This window comes from Streptomyces sp. NPDC048275, assembly GCF_040652275.1.
In the GTDB taxonomy this organism is placed as follows: Bacteria; Actinomycetota; Actinomycetes; order Streptomycetales; family Streptomycetaceae; genus Streptomyces.
The window spans coordinates 76,108-94,757 of sequence record NZ_JBEZLR010000031.1 but is presented as its reverse complement, the minus strand read 5'-3'; the positions used below and the strand labels follow the sequence as shown (position 1 = coordinate 94,757).

Annotated in this window: 13 protein-coding genes and 1 pseudogene; 8 read left to right on the top strand and 6 right to left on the bottom strand. The window is 71.0% G+C overall.

The window, feature by feature from the left end:
* From AB0D57_RS20305 to AB0D57_RS20295, 3 genes and pseudogenes are all read left to right on the top strand, one after another.
* Positions 1-201, top strand: a pseudogene (locus AB0D57_RS20305) (IS200/IS605 family accessory protein TnpB-related protein); the annotation flags it as partial.
* Between the two features lie 538 nt (positions 202-739).
* Positions 740-2,839, top strand: coding sequence for a glycosyltransferase family 39 protein (locus AB0D57_RS20300; RefSeq protein ID WP_362074338.1), 2,100 nt, complete (start codon positions 740-742; stop codon positions 2,837-2,839).
* Positions 2,840-3,075: 236 nt separating this feature from the next.
* A complete protein-coding gene (locus AB0D57_RS20295; protein WP_362074323.1) occupies positions 3,076-3,879 on the top strand; it encodes an endonuclease in 804 nt (267 codons plus the stop codon).
* Between the two features lie 21 nt (positions 3,880-3,900).
* Here AB0D57_RS20295 and AB0D57_RS20290 read toward each other — a convergent pair whose 3' ends face one another.
* The 3 genes from AB0D57_RS20290 to AB0D57_RS20280 form a co-directional block, all read right to left on the bottom strand.
* On the bottom strand, positions 3,901-5,589 hold the full coding sequence (locus AB0D57_RS20290) for a thiamine pyrophosphate-binding protein (RefSeq protein ID WP_362074320.1): 1,689 nt from the start codon (positions 5,587-5,589) through the stop codon (positions 3,901-3,903).
* Positions 5,586-6,578: an agmatinase gene (gene speB, locus AB0D57_RS20285; protein WP_362074317.1), complete on the bottom strand. Its 993-nt coding sequence runs from the start codon at positions 6,576-6,578 to the stop codon at positions 5,586-5,588. The genes AB0D57_RS20290 and speB overlap by 4 nt, the downstream gene beginning before the upstream one ends.
* Positions 6,579-6,791: 213 nt before the next feature.
* Positions 6,792-8,270 carry a sodium:solute symporter gene (locus AB0D57_RS20280; RefSeq protein WP_362074314.1) on the bottom strand — a complete coding sequence of 493 codons (1,479 nt, stop codon included), beginning with the start codon at positions 8,268-8,270 and terminating at the stop codon, positions 6,792-6,794.
* A 196-nt stretch (positions 8,271-8,466) separates the two neighbouring features.
* Between AB0D57_RS20280 and AB0D57_RS20275 the strand changes: the two genes are divergently transcribed.
* Together AB0D57_RS20275 and AB0D57_RS20270 are read left to right on the top strand one after the other, a co-directional pair.
* Positions 8,467-10,041, top strand: a complete 1,575-nt coding sequence (locus AB0D57_RS20275; protein WP_362074335.1) for a PucR family transcriptional regulator ligand-binding domain-containing protein — start codon at positions 8,467-8,469, stop codon at positions 10,039-10,041.
* Positions 10,042-10,138: 97 nt separating this feature from the next.
* Positions 10,139-10,927, top strand: coding sequence for a phosphatase (locus AB0D57_RS20270; RefSeq protein ID WP_362074311.1), 789 nt, complete (start codon positions 10,139-10,141; stop codon positions 10,925-10,927).
* A gap of 118 nt (positions 10,928-11,045) precedes the next feature.
* Here the strand turns inward: AB0D57_RS20270 and tesB are convergent, their stop codons facing one another.
* From tesB to AB0D57_RS20255, 3 genes are all read right to left on the bottom strand, one after another.
* Positions 11,046-11,918, bottom strand: coding sequence for an acyl-CoA thioesterase II (gene tesB, locus AB0D57_RS20265; RefSeq protein WP_362074308.1), 873 nt, complete (start codon positions 11,916-11,918; stop codon positions 11,046-11,048).
* 35 nt (positions 11,919-11,953) lie between these two features.
* Positions 11,954-13,111: an acyl-CoA dehydrogenase family protein gene (locus AB0D57_RS20260; RefSeq protein ID WP_362074305.1), complete on the bottom strand. Its 1,158-nt coding sequence runs from the start codon at positions 13,109-13,111 to the stop codon at positions 11,954-11,956.
* 209 nt (positions 13,112-13,320) lie between these two features.
* Entirely contained in the window at positions 13,321-13,917 is a 597-nt protein-coding gene (locus AB0D57_RS20255) for a TetR/AcrR family transcriptional regulator (RefSeq protein WP_362074302.1), read from the bottom strand.
* Between the two features lie 157 nt (positions 13,918-14,074).
* Here AB0D57_RS20255 and AB0D57_RS20250 point away from each other — a divergent pair, with 157 nt between their 5' ends.
* Genes AB0D57_RS20250 through AB0D57_RS20240 form a run of 3 tightly spaced genes read left to right on the top strand, consistent with a single transcriptional unit; the run spans position 14,075 to position 18,650 of the window.
* On the top strand, positions 14,075-15,691 hold the full coding sequence (locus AB0D57_RS20250; protein ID WP_362074299.1) for a carboxyl transferase domain-containing protein: 1,617 nt from the start codon (positions 14,075-14,077) through the stop codon (positions 15,689-15,691).
* 8 nt (positions 15,692-15,699) lie between these two features.
* The gene (locus tag AB0D57_RS20245; RefSeq protein ID WP_362074296.1) at positions 15,700-17,712 is read left to right on the top strand and encodes an acetyl-CoA carboxylase biotin carboxylase subunit; all 2,013 of its coding nucleotides are present in this window, start codon (positions 15,700-15,702) and stop codon (positions 17,710-17,712) included.
* Complete coding sequence (locus AB0D57_RS20240) at positions 17,709-18,650, top strand: hydroxymethylglutaryl-CoA lyase (protein ID WP_362074293.1); 942 nt, start codon at positions 17,709-17,711, stop codon at positions 18,648-18,650. The genes AB0D57_RS20245 and AB0D57_RS20240 overlap by 4 nt, the downstream gene beginning before the upstream one ends.

Genomic DNA, 18,650 nt, shown 5'->3' with positions numbered 1-18,650 from the left:
CGTGGTGGGCATCGGACCGTCCAGGCCCGACCGGACACCCGACGGCGTGAGGAAACCCGCCCCCACCCGCCCGGACCACGCACACGATGCGCGCCACCGGACCGAGGAGCGAAAGCGGGGGACCAGCGTGCCCAACACCGTTCGGGGCACACGGCTGAGCAGGAGCCCTGGCAACAGGACACACTCCCACTCAGTCTTTAGGAACGGTAGTCATTCCCCGTTGCCCCTTCCCCCCGAGCTCTCCCCAGAGCTCGCTATGAAGTTGATGTGGTCAACATATGATGCTTCTGTGGTCAGTTGGACCGTAAGTGACAGATGGGTTTTCAGGGAAGGTTAATAATTCGGGCACTATGACCATTAGTCGGGCGAACGCTGGTCCGTCAGGAAGGTGACGTGTGCCATACCGACACACGGTGTAAACCCGAAGCGTAAAGAACCCGCCATTCTCGCCCGTTCCTGTCGCACCCTTACGCGCCCTCCGGTACTCACTACGCATTCAGCGGCGCCCTTTACGCATTCATACGCATTCATGGGTCCCCCTCCACCCACCCACAGCAAAGTCCCAGGTTCAGCACAGCTGGCGCCCACCCCCGTCGCGCAGGATCCACCCGTGACATCTGCCACCGACCCACACCCCCACGCCCCCGTGGTCCCCGACTCGCCCACTCCCACGCCGCCCGGACCGCCCGGGCCACCGGAGAAGGCGCCGCGATGGCCACTCCCCGCCCTGATCGCGATCATGCTGCTGGCCGCCGTGCTGTACTCCTGGAACCTCTCCTCGTCCGGTCTGAACAGCTTCTACAGCGCCGCGGTACTGAGCGGCACGCAGAGCTGGAAGGCCTGGTTCTTCGGGTCGCTGGACGCGGGCAACTTCATGACCGTCGACAAGCCACCCTTCGTCCTGATGGTGATGGGCCTGTCCTGCCGCGTCTTCGGCTACGGCACCTGGCAGATGATGGCGTCGCTGATCGCGTCCGCGCTGGGCACCATCTGGATCCTGCACTCCTCCGTGAAGCGGGTATTCGGACACGCGGCGGCCACCGTGGCCGCGCTGGTCCTCGCACTGACCCCGATCACGGTGGCCATCAATCGTGACAACAACCCCGACACGCTGCTCGTCTTCCTGATGGTGGCGGGCGCGGCGCTGGCGCTGCGCGCGACGCGGGACGGCAGGCTGCTGCCGCTCATCGGCTCGGCGGTGTGCTTCGGGCTCGCGTTCAACACGAAGATGCTGCAGGGCTACATCGCACTGCCCGCCGTCTTCGCCGTGTACCTGTACGCGTCCCGGCTCGGCCTCGTGAAGCGGATCGTGAACCTGCTGATCGCGGGCGTGGCCCTGGCGGTCGCCAGCTTCTGGTGGCCGGCGGCCGTGTCGCTGGTGCCCGCCTCCGAGCGGCCGTACATCGGCGGCTCGACGGACGGCACCGCCTGGAACCTGATCATGGGCTACAACGGCCTCGGCCGCGTCTTCGGCGGCGAGGGCAACGGCGGAGGCGGCGGGGGTGGCGGCGGAGGCTTCTCCGGGACCGCGGGCCTCGGCCGGATGTTCAACGACACGCTGGGTGGCCAGATCTCGTGGCTGCTGCCGTTCGCGGGCATCGCGCTGGTCGGCGGCCTGGTGCTGTGCGGGCGCGCGCCCCGCACGGACCTGACGCGCGCCGCGCTGGTGCTGTGGGGCGGCTGGACCGCGCTCCACTTTCTCACCTTCAGCATGGCCGAAGGCACGATGCACCCGTACTACACGACCGCCCTCGCGCCCGGCATCGCGGCGCTGTGCGGAGGCGGCGGCGTCATGCTGCTGCGTGCCTTCCGCGCCGACAAGCGGTGGGTGTGGGTGCTGCCCGTCGCCCTGGGCGTCACCGGCATCTGGTCGATCGTGCTGCTGCGCCGAGCCTCCGGCTGGAACACCTGGCTGTGGCCGACGATCGCGGTGGTCATGGCGCTGGCGATCGCGGGCCTGATCGTCTTCCGCTCCGGCCGACGTATCCAGTTGCTCGCCGCTTCCGTGGCCGCCGCGATCGTGGCGGCCCTGGCGGGCCCGACCGCGTACGCCGCCTCGGTGCCCGCGGGCTCGGGCGGCGGCATGGGCGGCACCAACCCGACGGCCGGTCCCACGACCGGCGGCGGCATGGGCTTCGGCGGTGGCGGCGGTGGCCGCACGGGCGGCTTCCCCGGTGGCAATGCCGGGGGCGGGATGCCCGGTGGCCAGCAGCAGGGCGGCCAGACCGGCCAGGACGGCCAGATGGGTACGCCGCCGGGTGGTGCCCCGAGCGGTGCCCCGAGCGGTGGGATGCCCGGCGGACAGCAGGGCGGAACCCAGCAGGAGGGCGCTCAGCAGGGCGGCGACATGGGTACGCCCCCGAGCGGCACCGGCACTACCGGCACCCCGGGCGGCGGCGCACAGGGCGGCGGCATGGGCGGCGGCGCCGACACCGAGCTGATCTCCTACCTGGAGAAGCACCAGGACGGCGCCAAGTGGCTGCTTGCGGTGTCCAGTTCACAGAGCGCCGCGCAGCTGATCGTGAGCACCGGGAAGCCCGTCATCTCCATGTGGGGCTGGTCCGGCACCGACAAGGCGATGACGCTCGCCAAACTCAAGGAGCTCGTGAAGAAGGGCGAGTTGCACTACATCCAGCTCGGTGGCGGGGGCATGGGCGGCGGCATGGGCCAAGGCAACTCCGACAGCGTCAGCTCGGAGGTCACGGCCTGGGTGCAGAAGAACGCCACGGCCGTGAAGGAGAGCGCGTACGGCAAGAGCGCGACCTCCGAGTCGAGTTCGAGCACGACCGACTCCAACCAGTCGACGCTCTACCGCCTGGACCCGTCCGATCTGAACTGACGTCCACGCACACACAGCACACGCACACACGCGTCGCGGCCCCTGACCACACTCCCGGTCAGGGGCCGCGACGCGTGTGGCAAGAGTTCCCAAAAACCGTCAAAAGCTGCGGACAACAAGCGACTTGCCGGTTCTCGACACACAACAGACACGTCACGTTCACTCAGTGATGCGCATGTTCATGTCACGCTCCGGGTTGTCCATTCATTCAACCCGCGTAGAACGGACGTCCCCACATGCCCGCCACGCAGATACGCCGCTGGAAGACGCTGGCGCTCGCCACGTCCGCCGTGCTCGTCGGCCTCACCCTGCCGACGGTGACCGCGAGCCCCGCCAGTGCCACGACGACCGCGTACGACACCACGTACTACAAGAACGCGATCGGCAAGACCGGCACCAGTCTGAAGTCCTCGCTGCACACGATCATCACCCCCCAGACCAAGCTCTCGTACTCCGCGGTCTGGGACGCGCTCAAGGTCACCGACCAGGACCCGAACAACAGCAACAACGTGATCCTGCTGTACGGGGGCATCTCACGGTCCAAGTCCCTGAACGGCGGCGCCGTGGGCAACTGGAACCGCGAGCATGTCTGGGCCCAGTCCCACGGCGACTTCGGCACCTCGGCCGGACCCGGCACCGACCTGCACCACCTGCGTCCCGAGGACGTGCAGGTCAACAGCACGCGTGGCAACAAGGACTTCGACAACGGCGGCAGCGCGGTCAGCGGCGCCCCCGGCAGCTACACGGACTCCAACTCCTTCGAGCCGCGCGACGCGGTCAAGGGCGATGTGGCTCGCATGATCCTCTACATGGCGGTCCGCTACGAGGGCGACGACGGCTTCGCCAACCTCGAGCCCAACGACCTGGTCACCAACGGCAGCGTCCCGCTTCACGGCCGTCTCTCGGTCCTGAAGCAGTGGAACGAGCAGGACCCGCCGAACGCCTTCGAGGAGCGCCGCAACCAGGTCATCTACGACACCTACCAGCACAACCGCAACCCGTTCATCGACCACCCGGAGTGGGTCGAGGCGATCTGGTAGGCGACGGACCGTTCCTGGCTGTCAGCTCCCGAGATGCGTAGGAGCGAACATCCGCAGTACCGCTGGGAGCAGCACCACCGAAGGCCCCGGTGTCGCCAGGGCCTTGGCCAGGTCCTCTTCGAGTGTCCCGGGGGTCGTACGGACCCCCGGGACACCGAAGGACTCCGCGAGGGCCACGTAGTCCGGACGCGACAGCTCCGTGGCCGTCGCCTGGCCGAAGGCGTCCGTCATGTACTCGCGCAGGATGCCGTAGCCGCCGTCGTCGACGATCAGCCAAGTGACGTTCAGGCCGGACTGCTTGGCAGTGGCCAGTTCGGCGATTGAATACAACGCGCCACCGTCGCCGGAGACGGCGAGGACCGGACGGGTGGGGTCGGCGGCCGCCGCGCCCAGCGCCGCCGGGAAGGCGTAGCCGAGGCCACCGGCGCCCTGGGCGGAGTGCATGAGGTTCGTCCCGCGCGGGTCGAAGGCCGACCAGGCCCAGTAGGCCAGGATCGTCATATCCCAGAAGGACGGGGAGGACGACGGGAGGGCTCGGCGGACGGACGCCAACACCTCCTGTTCCAGGGTGAGTTCCTGAGCGGCGATGCGGTCGGCGACCTTCGCCAGCACAGTGCGCACGCGGTCTGCCGCCGTGGGGTCGGGGCGCTCCTCCACCATCTCCAGAAGCGCGGAGAGCGCGAGCCGGGCGTCCGCGTGGATGCCCAGCGCCGGGTGGTTGGACTCCAGCTTGCCGAGGTCGGCCTCGATCTGGACGACCCGGCCGCGGGGCTTGAACGTGTGGTAGTTCGAGGAGAGTTCGCCGAGGCCCGAGCCGATCACCAGCAGGACGTCCGCGTCCTCCAGGAAGTCGGTCGTGTGGCGGTCCTCCAGCCAGGACTGGAGCGAGAGCGGGTGGTTCCAGGGGAAGGCGCCCTTGCCGCCGAAGGTGGTGACGACGGGTGCGTTCAGCCGTTCGGCGAGTTGGCGCAGTTTGCCGGACGCGTCCGCTCGTACGACTCCGCCGCCCGCGATGATGGCGGGGCGGGCGGCGTGGGACAGCAGGTCGGCCGCGACCGCTGTCAGTTCGGGGCGCGGGACGACTTCCTCCGGTGTCGCGTCCATCGGCGTCACCACCGGCAGGTGCGTTTCGGCGAGGAGTACGTCCTGCGGGATCTCCACCCAGACCGGGCCGTGCGGCGCCGTCAGTGCCGACTCCCAGGCGGCCGCGATGGCGGACGGGATCTGGGACTGGCTGCGGACCGTGTGGACGGACTTCACCACGCCTCGGAACGACGCCTGCTGGTCCGGGAGTTCATGCAGATAGCCGTGGCGTCCGCCGCCCAGTCCTGCGGTGGGGATCTGGCTGCTGATCGCCAGCACGGGGGCGCTGGCCGCCGCGGCTTCCTGGAGCGCGGCGAGCGAGGTGAGCGCCCCGGGGCCCGTCGAGAGGAGCAGCGGAGCCGCTTCACCCGTGATCCGGCCGTACGCGTCCGCCGCAAAGCCCGCGTTGTTCTCCACCCGCAGCCCCACGTACTGGAGGGACGAGCGGCGCAGGGCGTCGAACATGCCCAGCGCGTGCTGGCCGGGCAGACCGAAGACGGTGGTCGCGCCGAGACCGGAGAGGGTCTCCACGACCAGGTCTCCGCCGTTGCGGCCGGGGGGCGGGTTCAGCGCGGCCTCCGTCTGTGCGGCGGTGGGGCGGAGCACCAGGTCGTGGTCGTGAGTCACTTCGCTGCCTTCTCCTGCGCGATCTGGCGGGACATGATCGTGGTGAGCTCGTACGCCGTGTGGGACGCGGCCACCGCTGTGATCTCGGCGTGGTCGTACGCGGGGGCGACCTCGACGACGTCCGCGGAGACCAGGTTGCAGGAGGACAGTCCGCGCAGGATCTCCAGGAGTTCGCGCGAGGTCATGCCGCCGGCCTCCGGCGTCCCGGTGCCGGGCGCGTGCGCCGGGTCGAGGCAGTCGATGTCGATGGAGATGTACAGCGGGCGGTTGCCGATGCGCTGGCGCAGCTGGTCGGCGACCTCGTCGGCGCCACGGCGGTAGATGTCCGCCGAGGTGACGATGCCGAAGCCCATCTTCTCGTCGTCGGTCAGGTCCTGCTTGCCGTACAGCGGGCCGCGGGTGCCGACGTGGGAGAGGGCCTCCGTGTCCAGGATGCCTTCCTCGACGGCGCGGCGGAACGGGGTGCCGTGCGTGTACTCGGCGCCGAAGTAGGTGTCCCAGGTGTCGAGGTGGGCGTCGAAGTGGAGCAGGGCGACGGGGCCGTGCTTCTTCGCGACGGAGCGCAGAAGGGGCAGGGCGATGGTGTGGTCGCCGCCGAGGGTCATGAGGCGGGCCCCGGTGCCGAGCAGTTCGTCGGCGGCGGCCTCCACCGTCTCGACGGCCTCGTTGATGTTGAACGGGTTGGCCGCGATGTCACCGGCGTCGGCGACCTGGGCGAGGGCGAAGGGGGAGGCGTCCTGGGCCGGGTTGTACGGGCGCAGCAGCCGGGAGGCCTCGCGGATCGCGTTGCCGCCGAAGCGGGCGCCGGGCCGGTACGAGACGCCGGAGTCGAACGGCACGCCGACCACGGCGACATCGGCCGCGCCGACCTCGTCGAGGCGCGGCAGCCGGGCGAAGGTCGCGGGGCCCGCGTACCGCGGGATACGGGACGAGTCGACGGGGCCGCGTGGCTGGTCGCCGCCTGCTGCCGGGTACTCGGTGCTGCTCATCGTCGGACTCCTCCAGGTGGTGCGGGTACTGCGTCTTCCAGTGTCGCGGACCCCACGGACAGGGACCGCCCGGCCCGGCCGCCGTAGGGGTACGGACGGCAGGGCCGAAGTTGTTCGGGGCGCGGGGCGCAGACACGTACGGCTGCGCCGCGTCGGCGCGGCCTGCCGCGGACTACCCGCGGCAGGTTGTGCACCGCGCCTGAAGCGGAGCGTTCACGCGCGCACGGCCGCCGTCTCCACCTCGGCCTCGGCCTCGGCCTCGGCGCTCGCGCCGCGCCCGGCCAGCCGCTCGCGCCAGGCGACCAGCACGGCCTCCTCGGTCGGCTTGGTGGCCAGGGACACCACCACGTAGGCGACCAGCGAGGACACCAGCCCGTAGTAGACGGGTTCGTTCGCGAGGATGCCGTAGGTCGCCATGAGCCCGACGACCGCGAGCCCGCCGACGACGATGGAGGCGAGCGCTCCGGGCGCCGTGCCGCGCTTCCACAGCAGTCCGCCGAGGATCGGCACGAGCAGGCCGCCGACCAGCAGGTTGTATGCGACGGTCAGCGCCTCGACGACGTTGTTGAGCGCGATCGCCGTGCAGATCACCGCGATGCCCATGATGAGGATGAAGGCGCGGTTGCCCTTGACCTCGTCGTGGTCCTCGCCCTCGGGCTTCACTATGCCGCGCATCCGCGACCAGATGTCGTTGTTGGCGACGGTGGCGCACGCGATGAGGGCGCCGGAGGAGGTCGACATCACGGCGGCGAGCGCCGCGGCGAGGACCAGCCCCCGCACTCCGACCGGGAGTTCGTCCTTGACGATGGTCGCGAAGGCGGCGTCGGCGCTGGGCAGCGTCGGGTAGAGGACCTTGGCCGCCGTACCGATGACGGCGCCGGCGACGGCGTACACCAGGCAGTACGTGCCCGCGACCGTGCCGCCCCACTTCGCCGTGGTGTCGCTGCGAGCGGTGAACACGCGCTGCCAGATGTCCTGGCCGATGAGCATGCCGAACGTATAGATCAGGACGTACGTGAAGATCGTCTCGCCGCCGATGCCCAGCGGGTCGAAGTACTCGGTGGGCAGCTTGGCCTTCATCTCGCTGAACCCACCTGCCTTGACGACGGCGATGGGCAGGAGCAGGAGCAGCACACCGATGGTCTTCACGACGAACTGCACCATGTCGGTGATGGTGATCGACCACATGCCGCCGAGCGTGGAGTACGCGACGACGATCGAGCCGCCGAGGATGATCGCGAGCGTCCGGTTCATGTCGAAGAGGACGTCGAAGATCGTGGCGTACGCGATGGTCGAGGTGACCGCGAGCATCAGGGTGTACGCCCACATGACGACGCCGGAGATGACGCCGGCCCGTCCGCCGTAGCGGAGGTCGAGCATCTCGGAGACGGTGTAGACCTTCAGGCGGGCGATGCGGGCGGAGAAGAAGACGGAGAGGGCGAGGAGGCCGAGGCCGATGGTGAAGACCATCCAGGCCCCGGACAGTCCGTACTGATACCCGAGCCCGACGCCACCGATGGTGGACGCGCCGCCGAGGACGATCGCGGCCATGGTGCCGGAGTACATCGCGGGCCCGAGCCGTCGTCCCGCGACCAGGAACTCGCTCTTCGACTTGGCGCGGCGCATGCCCCACCAGCCCATGGCCAGCATGCCGAGCAAATAGACGACGATCACTGTGTAGTCGACGGCCATGGGTCTCCTCCGTGCGCTCGGTGGCGTGTCGTGCGGGTGGTGTGGGGGTGTCCGTGAGGACTGGCCGGTGGCTGATCGCGGGGACATCCGCCCGTACCCGCGGCTACCGGCGGTCACGACCTTAGGTGGCCGGAAGACGACTCTGAAGTGTACGTTTCATCCACTGTTGCTGAACCGGATGGAGGGAATGTCCACCATGCCGGACCCGTCCGCGCCTCCTGTCCCGCCCACTCCCCCGGTACTGCTCAGCGCCCTCCTGGCCCGGGAGGACCTGGCCCTGCGCCAGATCGCGGGCCCTTCCGCTCCGGACACGGTGATCCACTGGGCGCACACGTCCGAGATGGCGGACCCCTATCCGTACCTGCTGGGCGGCGAGCTGCTGCTGACCGCCGGGGTGCACATCCCGGAGGCGGCGGGCTCGGGCACGTACTTCGTCGACTACGTGTCCCGGATCGTGGCGGCGGGCGGCGCGGCGCTGGGCTTCGGCCTGGCGCCGGTGCACGACACGGTTCCGCGGGCGCTGGTGGCGGCCTGCGACGACTACGGCCTCCCTCTCCTCGAAGTCCCGCCCCAGACCACCTTCTCGGGCGTGGCCCGCGCCGTCTGGCAGTTGATGGCCCAGGCCCGACTGGCCGAGCTGCGGCGTGTCACGGAGGCCCAGCAGAGTTTGGCGGCGGCCGCGGCCCGCCCGGACCCGGTACCGGCGGTACTGCGACAGCTGGCCCAGCGGGTGGGGGGCTGGGCGGTGCTGTACGGGCCGGACGGGGCGGAACTGGCCGAGGCGGGGCGGATGCCGGAGGGGACGGCCGCACGGCCCCCGGCCGCCTCGCACGCGCCGGAAGCGACCGCCGTGCGCGGGCCGCTCGCGCCGGTCGTGGCCGTCGCGCGGGCGCCGGTCGCGGAGTCACTCGCCGAGCTGGCCGCCGTGGTGCGCCCCGGGGAGGCACAGGGCCCCACTCCCTCCTCCGCGACCGACACCGTCAAAGGCACCCACCTCGCCGCCTACGCACTCGGCGGCGGGCAGGGTTTCGTCCTCGGCGTCGCCGCGCCGCGCCGCGACCCCGGGGACCACACCATCGCTTCCGTCGCGGCCGTCCTGCTCGCGCTCCTCACCGGGGAGCAGCAGAGCGGGAGCGGCGCGGCGCGCTCGGCGGCGCTGGTGCGGCTGCTGCTGGGCGCCGCACCGGAGGCGGTCGCGCCGCTGCTGGGCGGCGAGCGGTGGTTCGTCGTGCACGCGCGGCCCCCCGGCGACGGCCCCGCGCCGGACGCCGTCACCGCGTCCGCGCTGGGTGCGGCGCTGGGCTCCGCGCTGGTCGACGCGGGCTGTGACGTCGTGCGTGTCCTCGTCCCCGGCGACCGCGAGCCCACCGCGCAGGCGGGCTGGACGTGCGGGGTCAGCGCGCCCGTCACCCCGCACGAGTGGGTGACCGCCGACACGCAGGCCGCCCGCGCGCTGGCCCGCGCCCGCGCGACCCGTACGCCCCTCGTACGCCACGGTGAGCGCCCCGCCCTGGCGGACCTCGTCCCGCCGGCCGACGCCGAGGCCCACGCCCGCGCCCTCCTCGGGCCCATCGCCGCCACCCCCGCCCTCGCCGAGACCCTCCGTACCTGGCTCTCCCTGCACGGCAGTTGGGACCGCACGGCGGTGGCCCTGTCCATCCACCGCAACACCGTCCGCCAACGCATCGCGCGGTGCGCGGCGTTGCTGGACGCGGACCTCGACGATGCCGATGTGCGGATGGAGTTGTGGTTCGCGCTGCGGGACGGGTGAACGCAGCTCCGGGCGGGGCGGCACCACGCGAGTGACCCGTGTCCCAGGGCTCGGGACACGGGCGCCCCGGGCGGAGCGCCCCGGCACAATGGGAGGCATGCCGATACCCGGGACTCCCAGCCGCGCCGAACTTGTCGACCATCTCGTACGGACCCGTATCGCGGGCGACGTCGCCACGCCCCGCGAGAACAACCTTTCCCACTACCGCAAGCTGGCGAACGGCGAGCGCAACTGGTGGCTCGGTCTGGAGCTCGGTGACCGCTGGACCGATGAGCAGGACGTGCTCGCGGTGATGGCGGAGCGGTGCGGCGTGAACGACGACCCGGAGCACCGCTACGGACAGGACACCATCGACCCGGAGCTGACGGTCGACGCCCTGCACCGGATGGCGGCCCGGCTGCGCAAGGCGGCGGCGGGCAAGGAGCGCGTGCTGTTCGCCACCGGCCACCCCGGCGGGCTCCTGGATGTGCACCGCGCGACCGCGGCCGCCCTGCGCACCGCCGGCTGCGAGATCGTCGTCATTCCGGACGGACTGCAGACGGACGAGGGGTACGTCATGCAGTTCTCGGACGTCGCGGTCCTCGAGCACGGGGCCACGCTGTGGCACACCCATTCGGGCGAGCCGATGCGCGCGATCCTCACCGGCCTGGAGCGCGAGGGCCGTCCGCTGCCCGACCTGGTCGTCGCCGACCACGGATGGGCGGGCTGCGCCGGTCAGCTCGGCATCGACTCCATGGGCTACGCCGACTGCAACGACCCGGCCCTGTTCATCGCCGAGGCCGAGGGCACCGTACAGGTGACGATCCCGCTCGACGACCACGTCACCAGCCCGCGGTTCTACGACCCGATGACCGCCTACCTGCTCTCCGAGGCGGGCCTGGTGTAGTCACGGCCAGGGGTTCAACCCCTCCTCCCGGCGCTGGGCATACCCCGGCGTCGGGTCGAGGTAGACCCGCCTCACCAGTGATCCGAGTCGTGCACTCTCCTACGGTGCACCCAGCGGCTCACCTCGGGACCCGGACCACGCCCTCCTGGATCACCGAAACGGCCAGTCGGCCGTCCTGGGTGTAGATGCGGGCCTGCCCGAGCCCGCGCCCGCCGGACGCCGACGGCGACTCCTGGTCGTACAGCAGCCATTCGTCGGCGCGGAACGGGCGGTGGAACCACATCGCGTGGTCCAGCGAGGCCCCGACGACGTCGCCGGTCACCCAGCCGCCGCGCCCGTGCGCGAGCAGGATGGAGTCGAGGAGCGTCATGTCGGAGACGTACGTGGCGAGAACGACGTGCAGAAGCGGGTCGTCGACCAGCTTGCCGTTGGTGCGGAACCACACCTGGGAGTGCGGTTCGCGGATCTCGCCGACGGTGCCGTAGGGCGGCGCGTCGACGTAGCGCAGGTCGACGGACTCGCGGGCTTCCAGGAGGCGCTCCACGACCTCCGGGTCGGCGATGACGTCGGCGTACCGCGGCAGCAGCTCGGCGGCCGTGGGCAGCGTCTCCGGGTCGGGCGCGGGCGGCATGTCGGCCTGGTGCTCCAGGCCCTCCTCGTACGTCTGGAAGGACGCGGAGAGATGGAAGATCGGCTGTCCGTGCTGGACCGCGACCACCCGGCGGGTGGTGAAGGAACGGCCGTCGCGGATGCGGTCCACCGAGTACACGATGGGTGCGCCGGCGTCCCCGGTGCGCAGGAAGTACGCGTGCAGGGAGTGTGCGAACCGGTCCTCGGGGACCGTGCGCCCCGCGGCGACCAGTGCCTGTGCCGCTACCTGCCCGCCGAAGACGCGCGGGATGACGGCGGCCCGGGACTGGCCGCGGAAGATGTCCTGCTCGATCTGCTCAAGGTCGAGGAGATCGAGCAGGGACTGAAGTGCCTGACTCATGCAGTCATTCTTACTGGCCAGTAATTTCGGGAACCTTACAGGCCCATGTCCTTCGCGATGATCGACTTCATGATCTCGCTGGTCCCGCCGTAGATCCTGTTCACGCGGTTGTCGGCGTACAGGCGGGCGATCGGGTACTCGTTCATGAAGCCGTAGCCGCCGTGCAGCTGGAGGCAGCGGTCGATGACGCGGTGCGCGACCTCGGTGCAGAACAGCTTGGCGCTGGCGGCCTCGGCGGGGGTCAGCTCGCCCGCGTCGAGGGCTTCGAGCGCGCGGTCGACGACGGCCTCGGCCGCGTCCACCTCGGCCTGGCAGGCGGCCAGCTCGAACTTGGTGTTCTGGAAGTGGGCGACCGGCTTGCCGAAGACCGTGCGCTCCTGCACGTACTCCTTGGCGAACCGGACGGCAGCCTTGGCCTGTGCGTACGCGCCGAACGCGATGCCCCAGCGCTCGGAGGGCAGGTTGCCGCCGAGGTAGTAGAAGCCCTTGTTCTCCTCGCCGAGCAGGTCCTCGACCGGCACCTTCACGTCGACGAACGCCAGCTCGGCGGTGTCGGAGGTCTTCAGGCCGAGCTTGTCCAGCTTGCGGCCGACGGAGTAGCCCTCGGACTTGGTGTCGACGGCGAACAGGGAGATCCCGAAGCGGCGGTCCTCGGCGGTCGGCGCGGAGGTGCGGGCGCAGACGATGACACGGTCGGCGTGCACGCCACCGGTGATGAAGGTCTTGGCGCCGTTGAGGACGTAGTGCGTGCCGTCCTCGGAGAGCTTCGCGGTGGTCTTCATGCCCGCGAGGTCGGAGCCGGTGCCCGGCTCGGTCATCGCGAGGGCCCACATCTCCTCACCGGAGACGAACTTCGGCAGGAAGCGCTTCTTCTGCTCGTCGGTGGCGAGCGCCTTGATGTAGGGCAGGCCGAGCAGCACGTGCACACCGGAGCCGCCGAAGGAGACACCCGCGCGGGCGGTCTCCTCGTACATCACGGCCTCGAACTTGTACGAGTCGATGCCCGCGCCGCCGAACTCCTCGTCCACGCGGATACCGAAGACGCCGAGCTCGGCGAGCTTGTAGTAGAAGTCGCGCGGCGCCTGGCCCGCGGCGAACCACTCGTCGTAGACAGGGACGACCTCGGCCTCTATGAAGGCCCGCAGGGTCTCCCGGAACGCCTCGTGATCCTCGTTGAACACCGTACGGCGCACGCCGACACCTCCCTGCGCCTAAGCCGGCGCCGCTCTCGCGTATGTGGTTGCTCGCCGTCGGGGTTCCTCAATTGGTGGTTGCGGTCACCAACGACTAAGCGCTTGCTCAGACCACCGTACCGGCGAGTACAGACGGGCGTCCAGGGGGGTGGAGCCGTAACGCTCGTCACGTCGGCTCCCGCAGATCCGCCGGATCCGGGGCGAGCGGCCTACTCCGTGCCGCCCGCCGCCGCGAAGGCCCCCCGGGCCATCCGGTGCAGCAGCGCCGCCGTCGCCCCGCGTCCCGGCACGGAACCCGGTCGTCCCAGGTGAGGCGTCGAATTCAGCAGCCCGAACACCGAGTGCACCGCCGAGCGGGCGGTGGGTTCGGCGAGCTCCGTGTACACCTCCCGGACCACCTCCACCCACAGCTCGACGTACTGCCGCTGGAGCTGCCGCACGAGCTTGCGGTCGCTGTCCCGGAGGCGGTCCAGCTCGCGGTCGTGCAGGGTGATCAGGGGGCGGTCGTCGAGCGCGAAGTCGATGTGCCCCTCGATGAGCGAGTCGAGGACCGCCTCGGGGTCACCGTCGGCCTCCGCCGCCCGACGCCTGCCGCCCGTGAGGAGCTGCCCGCTGATCCCCACCAGCAGCTCGGCGAGCATCGCGTCCTTGCCCGCGAAGTGCCGGTACAGACCGGGGCCGCTGATGCCGACGGCCGCCCCTATCTCGTCCACCCCGACGCCATGGAAGCCGCGCTCGGCGAACAGCCGGGCGGCCTCCTTGAGGATCTGCTCGCGTCGGGTGGGGGCGTCGGTTCTCGTGGCCATGGAAGCAATTCTAGACAGGGGGGTTAGCGGTCGTTAACCTGGAGGACATGCGTTAACGCTCATTAACTCGGTTCATCGACTGCGGACGAGACCGCTGACAAGACCGCGGGCAAGACCGCTGACCGGACTGCTGACGACTGGGTGAGGGGACCGCAGGATGCATGAGGCACCGGAGCTGACGAGCGCGGCCGATCCCGCGTCGGAGGCCTGGCGGGCCAACGAGGCGGCCCATCGCGCCCTCGGGGACGAACTGCGCGGCAAGCTGGCCACGGCCCGGGCGGGCGGTGGCGAGCGGGCGCGCGACCGGCACACCGCACGCGGGAAGCTGCTCCCGCGCGACCGGGTCGATGCACTGCTGGACCCGGGGTCGCCCTTTCTGGAGCTGGCTCCCCTCGCCGCCGACGGGATGTACGACGGTCAGGCACCGGCGGCGGGCGTCATCGCCGGCATCGGCCGGGTCAGCGGGCGCGAGTGCGTGATCGTCGCCAATGACGCGACCGTCAAGGGCGGCACGTACTACCCGATGACCGTGAAGAAGCACCTGCGCGCCCAGGAGGTGGCCCTCGAAAACCGCCTCCCCTGCATCTACCTCGTCGACTCCGGGGGCGCCTTCCTGCCCATGCAGGACGAGGTCTTCCCCGACCGCGAGCACTTCGGGCGGATCTTCTACAACCAGGCGCGGATGTCGGGGGCGGGGATTGCGCAGATCGCGGCGGTGCTCGGCTCGTGCACGGCGGGCGGAGCGTATGTGCCCGCCATGAGCGACGAAGCCGTGATCGTGCGCAATCAGGGCACGATCTTCCTCGGCGGCCCGCCCCTGGTGAAAGCCGCGACGGGAGAGGTCGTCACGGCCGAGGAACTCGGCGGCGGAGAGGTCCACGCGCGCGTGTCGGGCGTGACCGACCACCTCGCGGAGGACGACGCGCACGCGCTGCGGATCGTACGGAACATCGCGGCCACGCTTCCCGCGCGCGGACCCCTGCCGTGGGCCGTCTCCGAGACGGTCGAGCCCAAGGTCGACCCGTACGGGCTGTACGGCGCGGTGCCGGTCGACTCCCGCACCCCCTACGACGTGCGCGAGGTCATCGCGCGCGTGGTGGACGGCTCGCGTTTCTCGGAGTTCAAGGCGGAGTTCGGGCAGACCCTCGTCACCGGCTTCGCCCGTCTCCATGGCCACCCGGTCGGGATCGTCGCCAACAACGGCATCCTGTTCTCCGAATCCGCCCAGAAGGGCGCCCACTTCATCGAGCTGTGCGACCAGCGCGGCATCCCGCTGGTGTTCCTGCAGAACATCTCCGGGTTCATGGTGGGTCGTCAGTACGAGGCGGGGGGCATCGCCAAGCACGGCGCCAAGATGGTGACGGCGGTGGCGTGCACGAGAGTCCCGAAGCTCACGGTCGTGATCGGCGGCTCGTACGGCGCGGGCAACTACTCGATGTGCGGCCGGGCCTACTCGCCGCGCTTCCTGTGGATGTGGCCGGGCGCCAAGATCTCCGTGATGGGCGGCGAGCAGGCCGCGTCCGTCCTCGCGACCGTCAAGCGCGACCAGTTGGAGGCGCGCGGCGAGTCCTGGCCCGCCGAGGACGAGGACGCCTTCAAGGCCCCGATCCGCGCGCAGTACGAGCGGCAGGGCAGCGCCTACTACGCGACGGCCCGTCTCTGGGACGACGGCGTGATCGACCCGCTGGAGACCCGGCAGGTGCTGGGGCTGGCCTTGACCGCGTGCGCCAACGCGCCCCTGGGTGAACCAGGCTTCGGCGTCTTCCGGATGTGAGGGTGGGAATGTTCGAGACAGTCCTTGTCGCCAACCGGGGCGAGATCGCCGTCCGGATCATCCGTACGCTGCGGTCGCTCGGCGTGCGCTCCGTGGCCGTCTTCTCCGACGCCGACGCCGACGCCCGGCACGTACGCGAGGCGGATACGGCGGTACGGATCGGTCCGGCGCCGGCCGCAGAGAGCTATCTGTCCGTGGAGCGGCTCCTGGAGGCGGCGGCACGGACGGGCGCACAGGCGGTGCACCCGGGGTACGGCTTCCTCGCGGAGAACGCGCCCTTCGCGCGCGCGTGCGCCGAGGCGGGGCTGGTCTTCATCGGCCCGCCCGCCGAGGCGATCTCCCTGATGGGCGACAAGATCCGCGCGAAGGAGACGGTGCGGGCGGCCGGGGTCCCGGTCGTCCCCGGCTCCTTCGGCAGCGGGCTCACGGACGCGGAGTTGGCCGACGCCGCCCGGGAGATCGGCATGCCGGTGCTGCTGAAGCCGTCGGCGGGCGGCGGCGGCAAGGGCATGCGGCTGGTGAGAGCTCCGGAGGAGTTGCCCGACGAGCTCGCCGCCGCCCGCCGCGAGGCCCGCGCCTCCTTCGGCGACGACACCCTCCTCGTCGAACGCTGGATCGACCGCCCCCGGCACATCGAGATCCAGGTCCTGGCGGACGGCCACGGCAATGTCGTCCACCTGGGCGAGCGCGAATGCTCCCTCCAGCGGCGCCACCAGAAGATCATCGAGGAGGCGCCGAGCGTGCTCCTCGACACCGGCACGCGCGCCGCGATGGGCGAGGCGGCGGTCCAGGCGGCCCGCTCCTGCGGGTACGAGGGCGCGGGCACGGTCGAGTTCATCGTCCCCGGCCGCGACCCCTCCTCGTACTACTTCATGGAGATGAACACCCGCCTCCAGGTGGAGCACCCGGTCACCGAGCTGATCACCGGGCTCGACCTGGTGGAGTGGCAGCTGCGGGTGGCGGCGGGCGAGCGACTCCCGTACGGCCAGGAGGACATCACGCTCACGGGGCACGCGGTGGAGGCGCGCATCTGTGCGGAGGACCCCTCCCGAGGCTTCCTTCCGTCCGGCGGCACCGTGGTCTCCCTGCGCGAACCGCAGGGCGACGGCGTGCGCACCGACTCGGGGCTGAGTGAGGGCACGGAGGTCGGCAGCCTGTACGACCCGATGCTGTCCAAGGTCATCGCGTACGGCCCCGATCGCGCGACCGCGCTGCGCAGGCTCCGGGCCGCCCTCGCGGAGACGGTCACGCTGGGGGTGCAGACGAACGCGGGGTTCCTGCGCCGACTGCTGGCCCATCCGGCGGTGGTGGCGGGGGACTTGGACACGGGGTTGGTGGAGCGGGAGGCGGACGAACTCGCTGCGCAGGCGGTCCCGACGGAGGTGTACGCGGCGGCGGCGCTGCTGCGCCAGGCGGCCCTCGGCCCCCGGGCCACCGGCTGGGTCGATCCGTTCTCCGTGCCGGACGGCTGGCGCCTGGGCGGCGAGCGCGCCTGGACGGCTCACCACTTGCGGCTGCCGGGGCACGATCCCGTGACCGTCCGCGTGCGCGGCACGGCGGACGGCGGCGTCGAGCTGCTGCTCGACGGCGAAGAGCAGCCCCTCCGGGGGTCTCTCCCCACGCCCGCCGGCGGGCGCACCGCGTCCCGGTTCACTTTCCGGCTCGCCGGCGCCACCCACACCTTCGCCGCCCTGCCGGAAGGCACCTGGCTCGGCCGCGACGGCGATGCCTGGCATGTGCGCGACCACGACCCCGTGGCCGCCTCCCTCAGCGGCGCGGCGCACGCCGGTGCCGACTCGCTCACCGCGCCCATGCCCGGCACGGTGACCGTCGTGAAGGTGGCCGTCGGCGACGAGGTGACCGCCGGGCAGAGCCTGCTGGTGGTCGAGGCGATGAAGATGGAGCACGTCATCTCCGCCCCGCACGCCGGGACCGTCAGCGAACTGGACGTCACCCCGGGCACCACGGTCGCCATGGACCAGGTGCTGGCCGTGATCGCGCCGCACGAGGAGGCGGAATGACCGCGCAGAGGCTTCCCATGGTCGTACCGGCCCAGGATCTGCCCGCCCGGGTGCGCATCCACGAGGTCGGCCCGCGCGACGGCCTGCAGAACGAGAAGGGCGCGGTCCCCACGGAGGTGAAGGCGGAGTTCATCCGCCGCCTCGCCGACGCGGGCCTGACCACCATCGAGGCCACCAGCTTCGTCCACCCCGAGTGGGTGCCCCAGCTCGCGGACGCGGAGCAGCTGTTCCCGCTCGTGCGGGAGCTGCCGGGCGTGCACCTTCCCGTCCTCGTACCGAACGGACGCGGTCTGGATCGGGCGCTGGCCCTCGGCGCCCGCCGCGTGGCCGTGTTCGCCAGTGCGACCGAGTCCTTCGCGAAGGCCAACCTCAACCGCGGCCTCGACGAGGCCCTGGCCATGTTCGACCCGGTGGTGTCCCGGGCCAAGGCGGACAAGGTGCACGTCCGCGGCTATCTCTCGATGTGCTTCGGCGACCCCTGGGAGGGCGCCGTCCCCATCCACCAGGTCGTGCGCGTCTGCAAGTCCCTGAGGGACATGGGCTGCGACGAGCTGAGCCTCGGCGACACGATCGGCGTGGCGACGCCGGGCCACGTCCAGGACCTGCTGGCCGAACTGAACGAGGAGGGCGTGCCGACGAGTGTGATCGGCGTGCACTTCCACGACACGTACGGCCAGGCGCTCGCGAACACCTTCGCCGCGCTCCAGCACGGCGTGAACACGATCGACGCCTCCGCGGGCGGCCTCGGCGGCTGCCCCTATGCCAAGTCCGCCACCGGCAACCTCGCCACCGAAGACCTCGTGTGGATGCTCCAGGGCCTCGGCATCGACACCGGAGTCGACCTCGACCGCCTCACCGCCACCAGCGTGTGGATGGCCGAACAACTGGGCCGACCCAGCCCGTCCCGCACCGTCCGCGCCCTCTCCCACCAGGAGTGA

Bases quoted from the DNA above. Each gene is read 5' to 3' on its own strand.
- AB0D57_RS20300 (WP_362074338.1), top strand. From the start codon at position 740: ATGCTGCTGGCCGCCGTGCTGTACTCCTGGAACCTCTCCTCGTCCGGT.
- AB0D57_RS20295 (WP_362074323.1), top strand. From the start codon at position 3,076: ATGCCCGCCACGCAGATACGCCGCTGGAAGACGCTGGCGCTCGCCACG.
- speB (WP_362074317.1), bottom strand. From the start codon at position 6,578: ATGAGCAGCACCGAGTACCCGGCAGCAGGCGGCGACCAGCCACGCGGC.
- AB0D57_RS20280 (WP_362074314.1), bottom strand. From the start codon at position 8,270: ATGGCCGTCGACTACACAGTGATCGTCGTCTATTTGCTCGGCATGCTG.
- AB0D57_RS20275 (WP_362074335.1), top strand. From the start codon at position 8,467: ATGCCGGACCCGTCCGCGCCTCCTGTCCCGCCCACTCCCCCGGTACTG.
- AB0D57_RS20270 (WP_362074311.1), top strand. From the start codon at position 10,139: ATGCCGATACCCGGGACTCCCAGCCGCGCCGAACTTGTCGACCATCTC.
- tesB (WP_362074308.1), bottom strand. From the start codon at position 11,918: ATGAGTCAGGCACTTCAGTCCCTGCTCGATCTCCTCGACCTTGAGCAG.
- AB0D57_RS20255 (WP_362074302.1), bottom strand. From the start codon at position 13,917: ATGGCCACGAGAACCGACGCCCCCACCCGACGCGAGCAGATCCTCAAG.
- AB0D57_RS20250 (WP_362074299.1), top strand. From the start codon at position 14,075: ATGCATGAGGCACCGGAGCTGACGAGCGCGGCCGATCCCGCGTCGGAG.
- AB0D57_RS20245 (WP_362074296.1), top strand. From the start codon at position 15,700: ATGTTCGAGACAGTCCTTGTCGCCAACCGGGGCGAGATCGCCGTCCGG.
- AB0D57_RS20240 (WP_362074293.1), top strand. From the start codon at position 17,709: ATGACCGCGCAGAGGCTTCCCATGGTCGTACCGGCCCAGGATCTGCCC.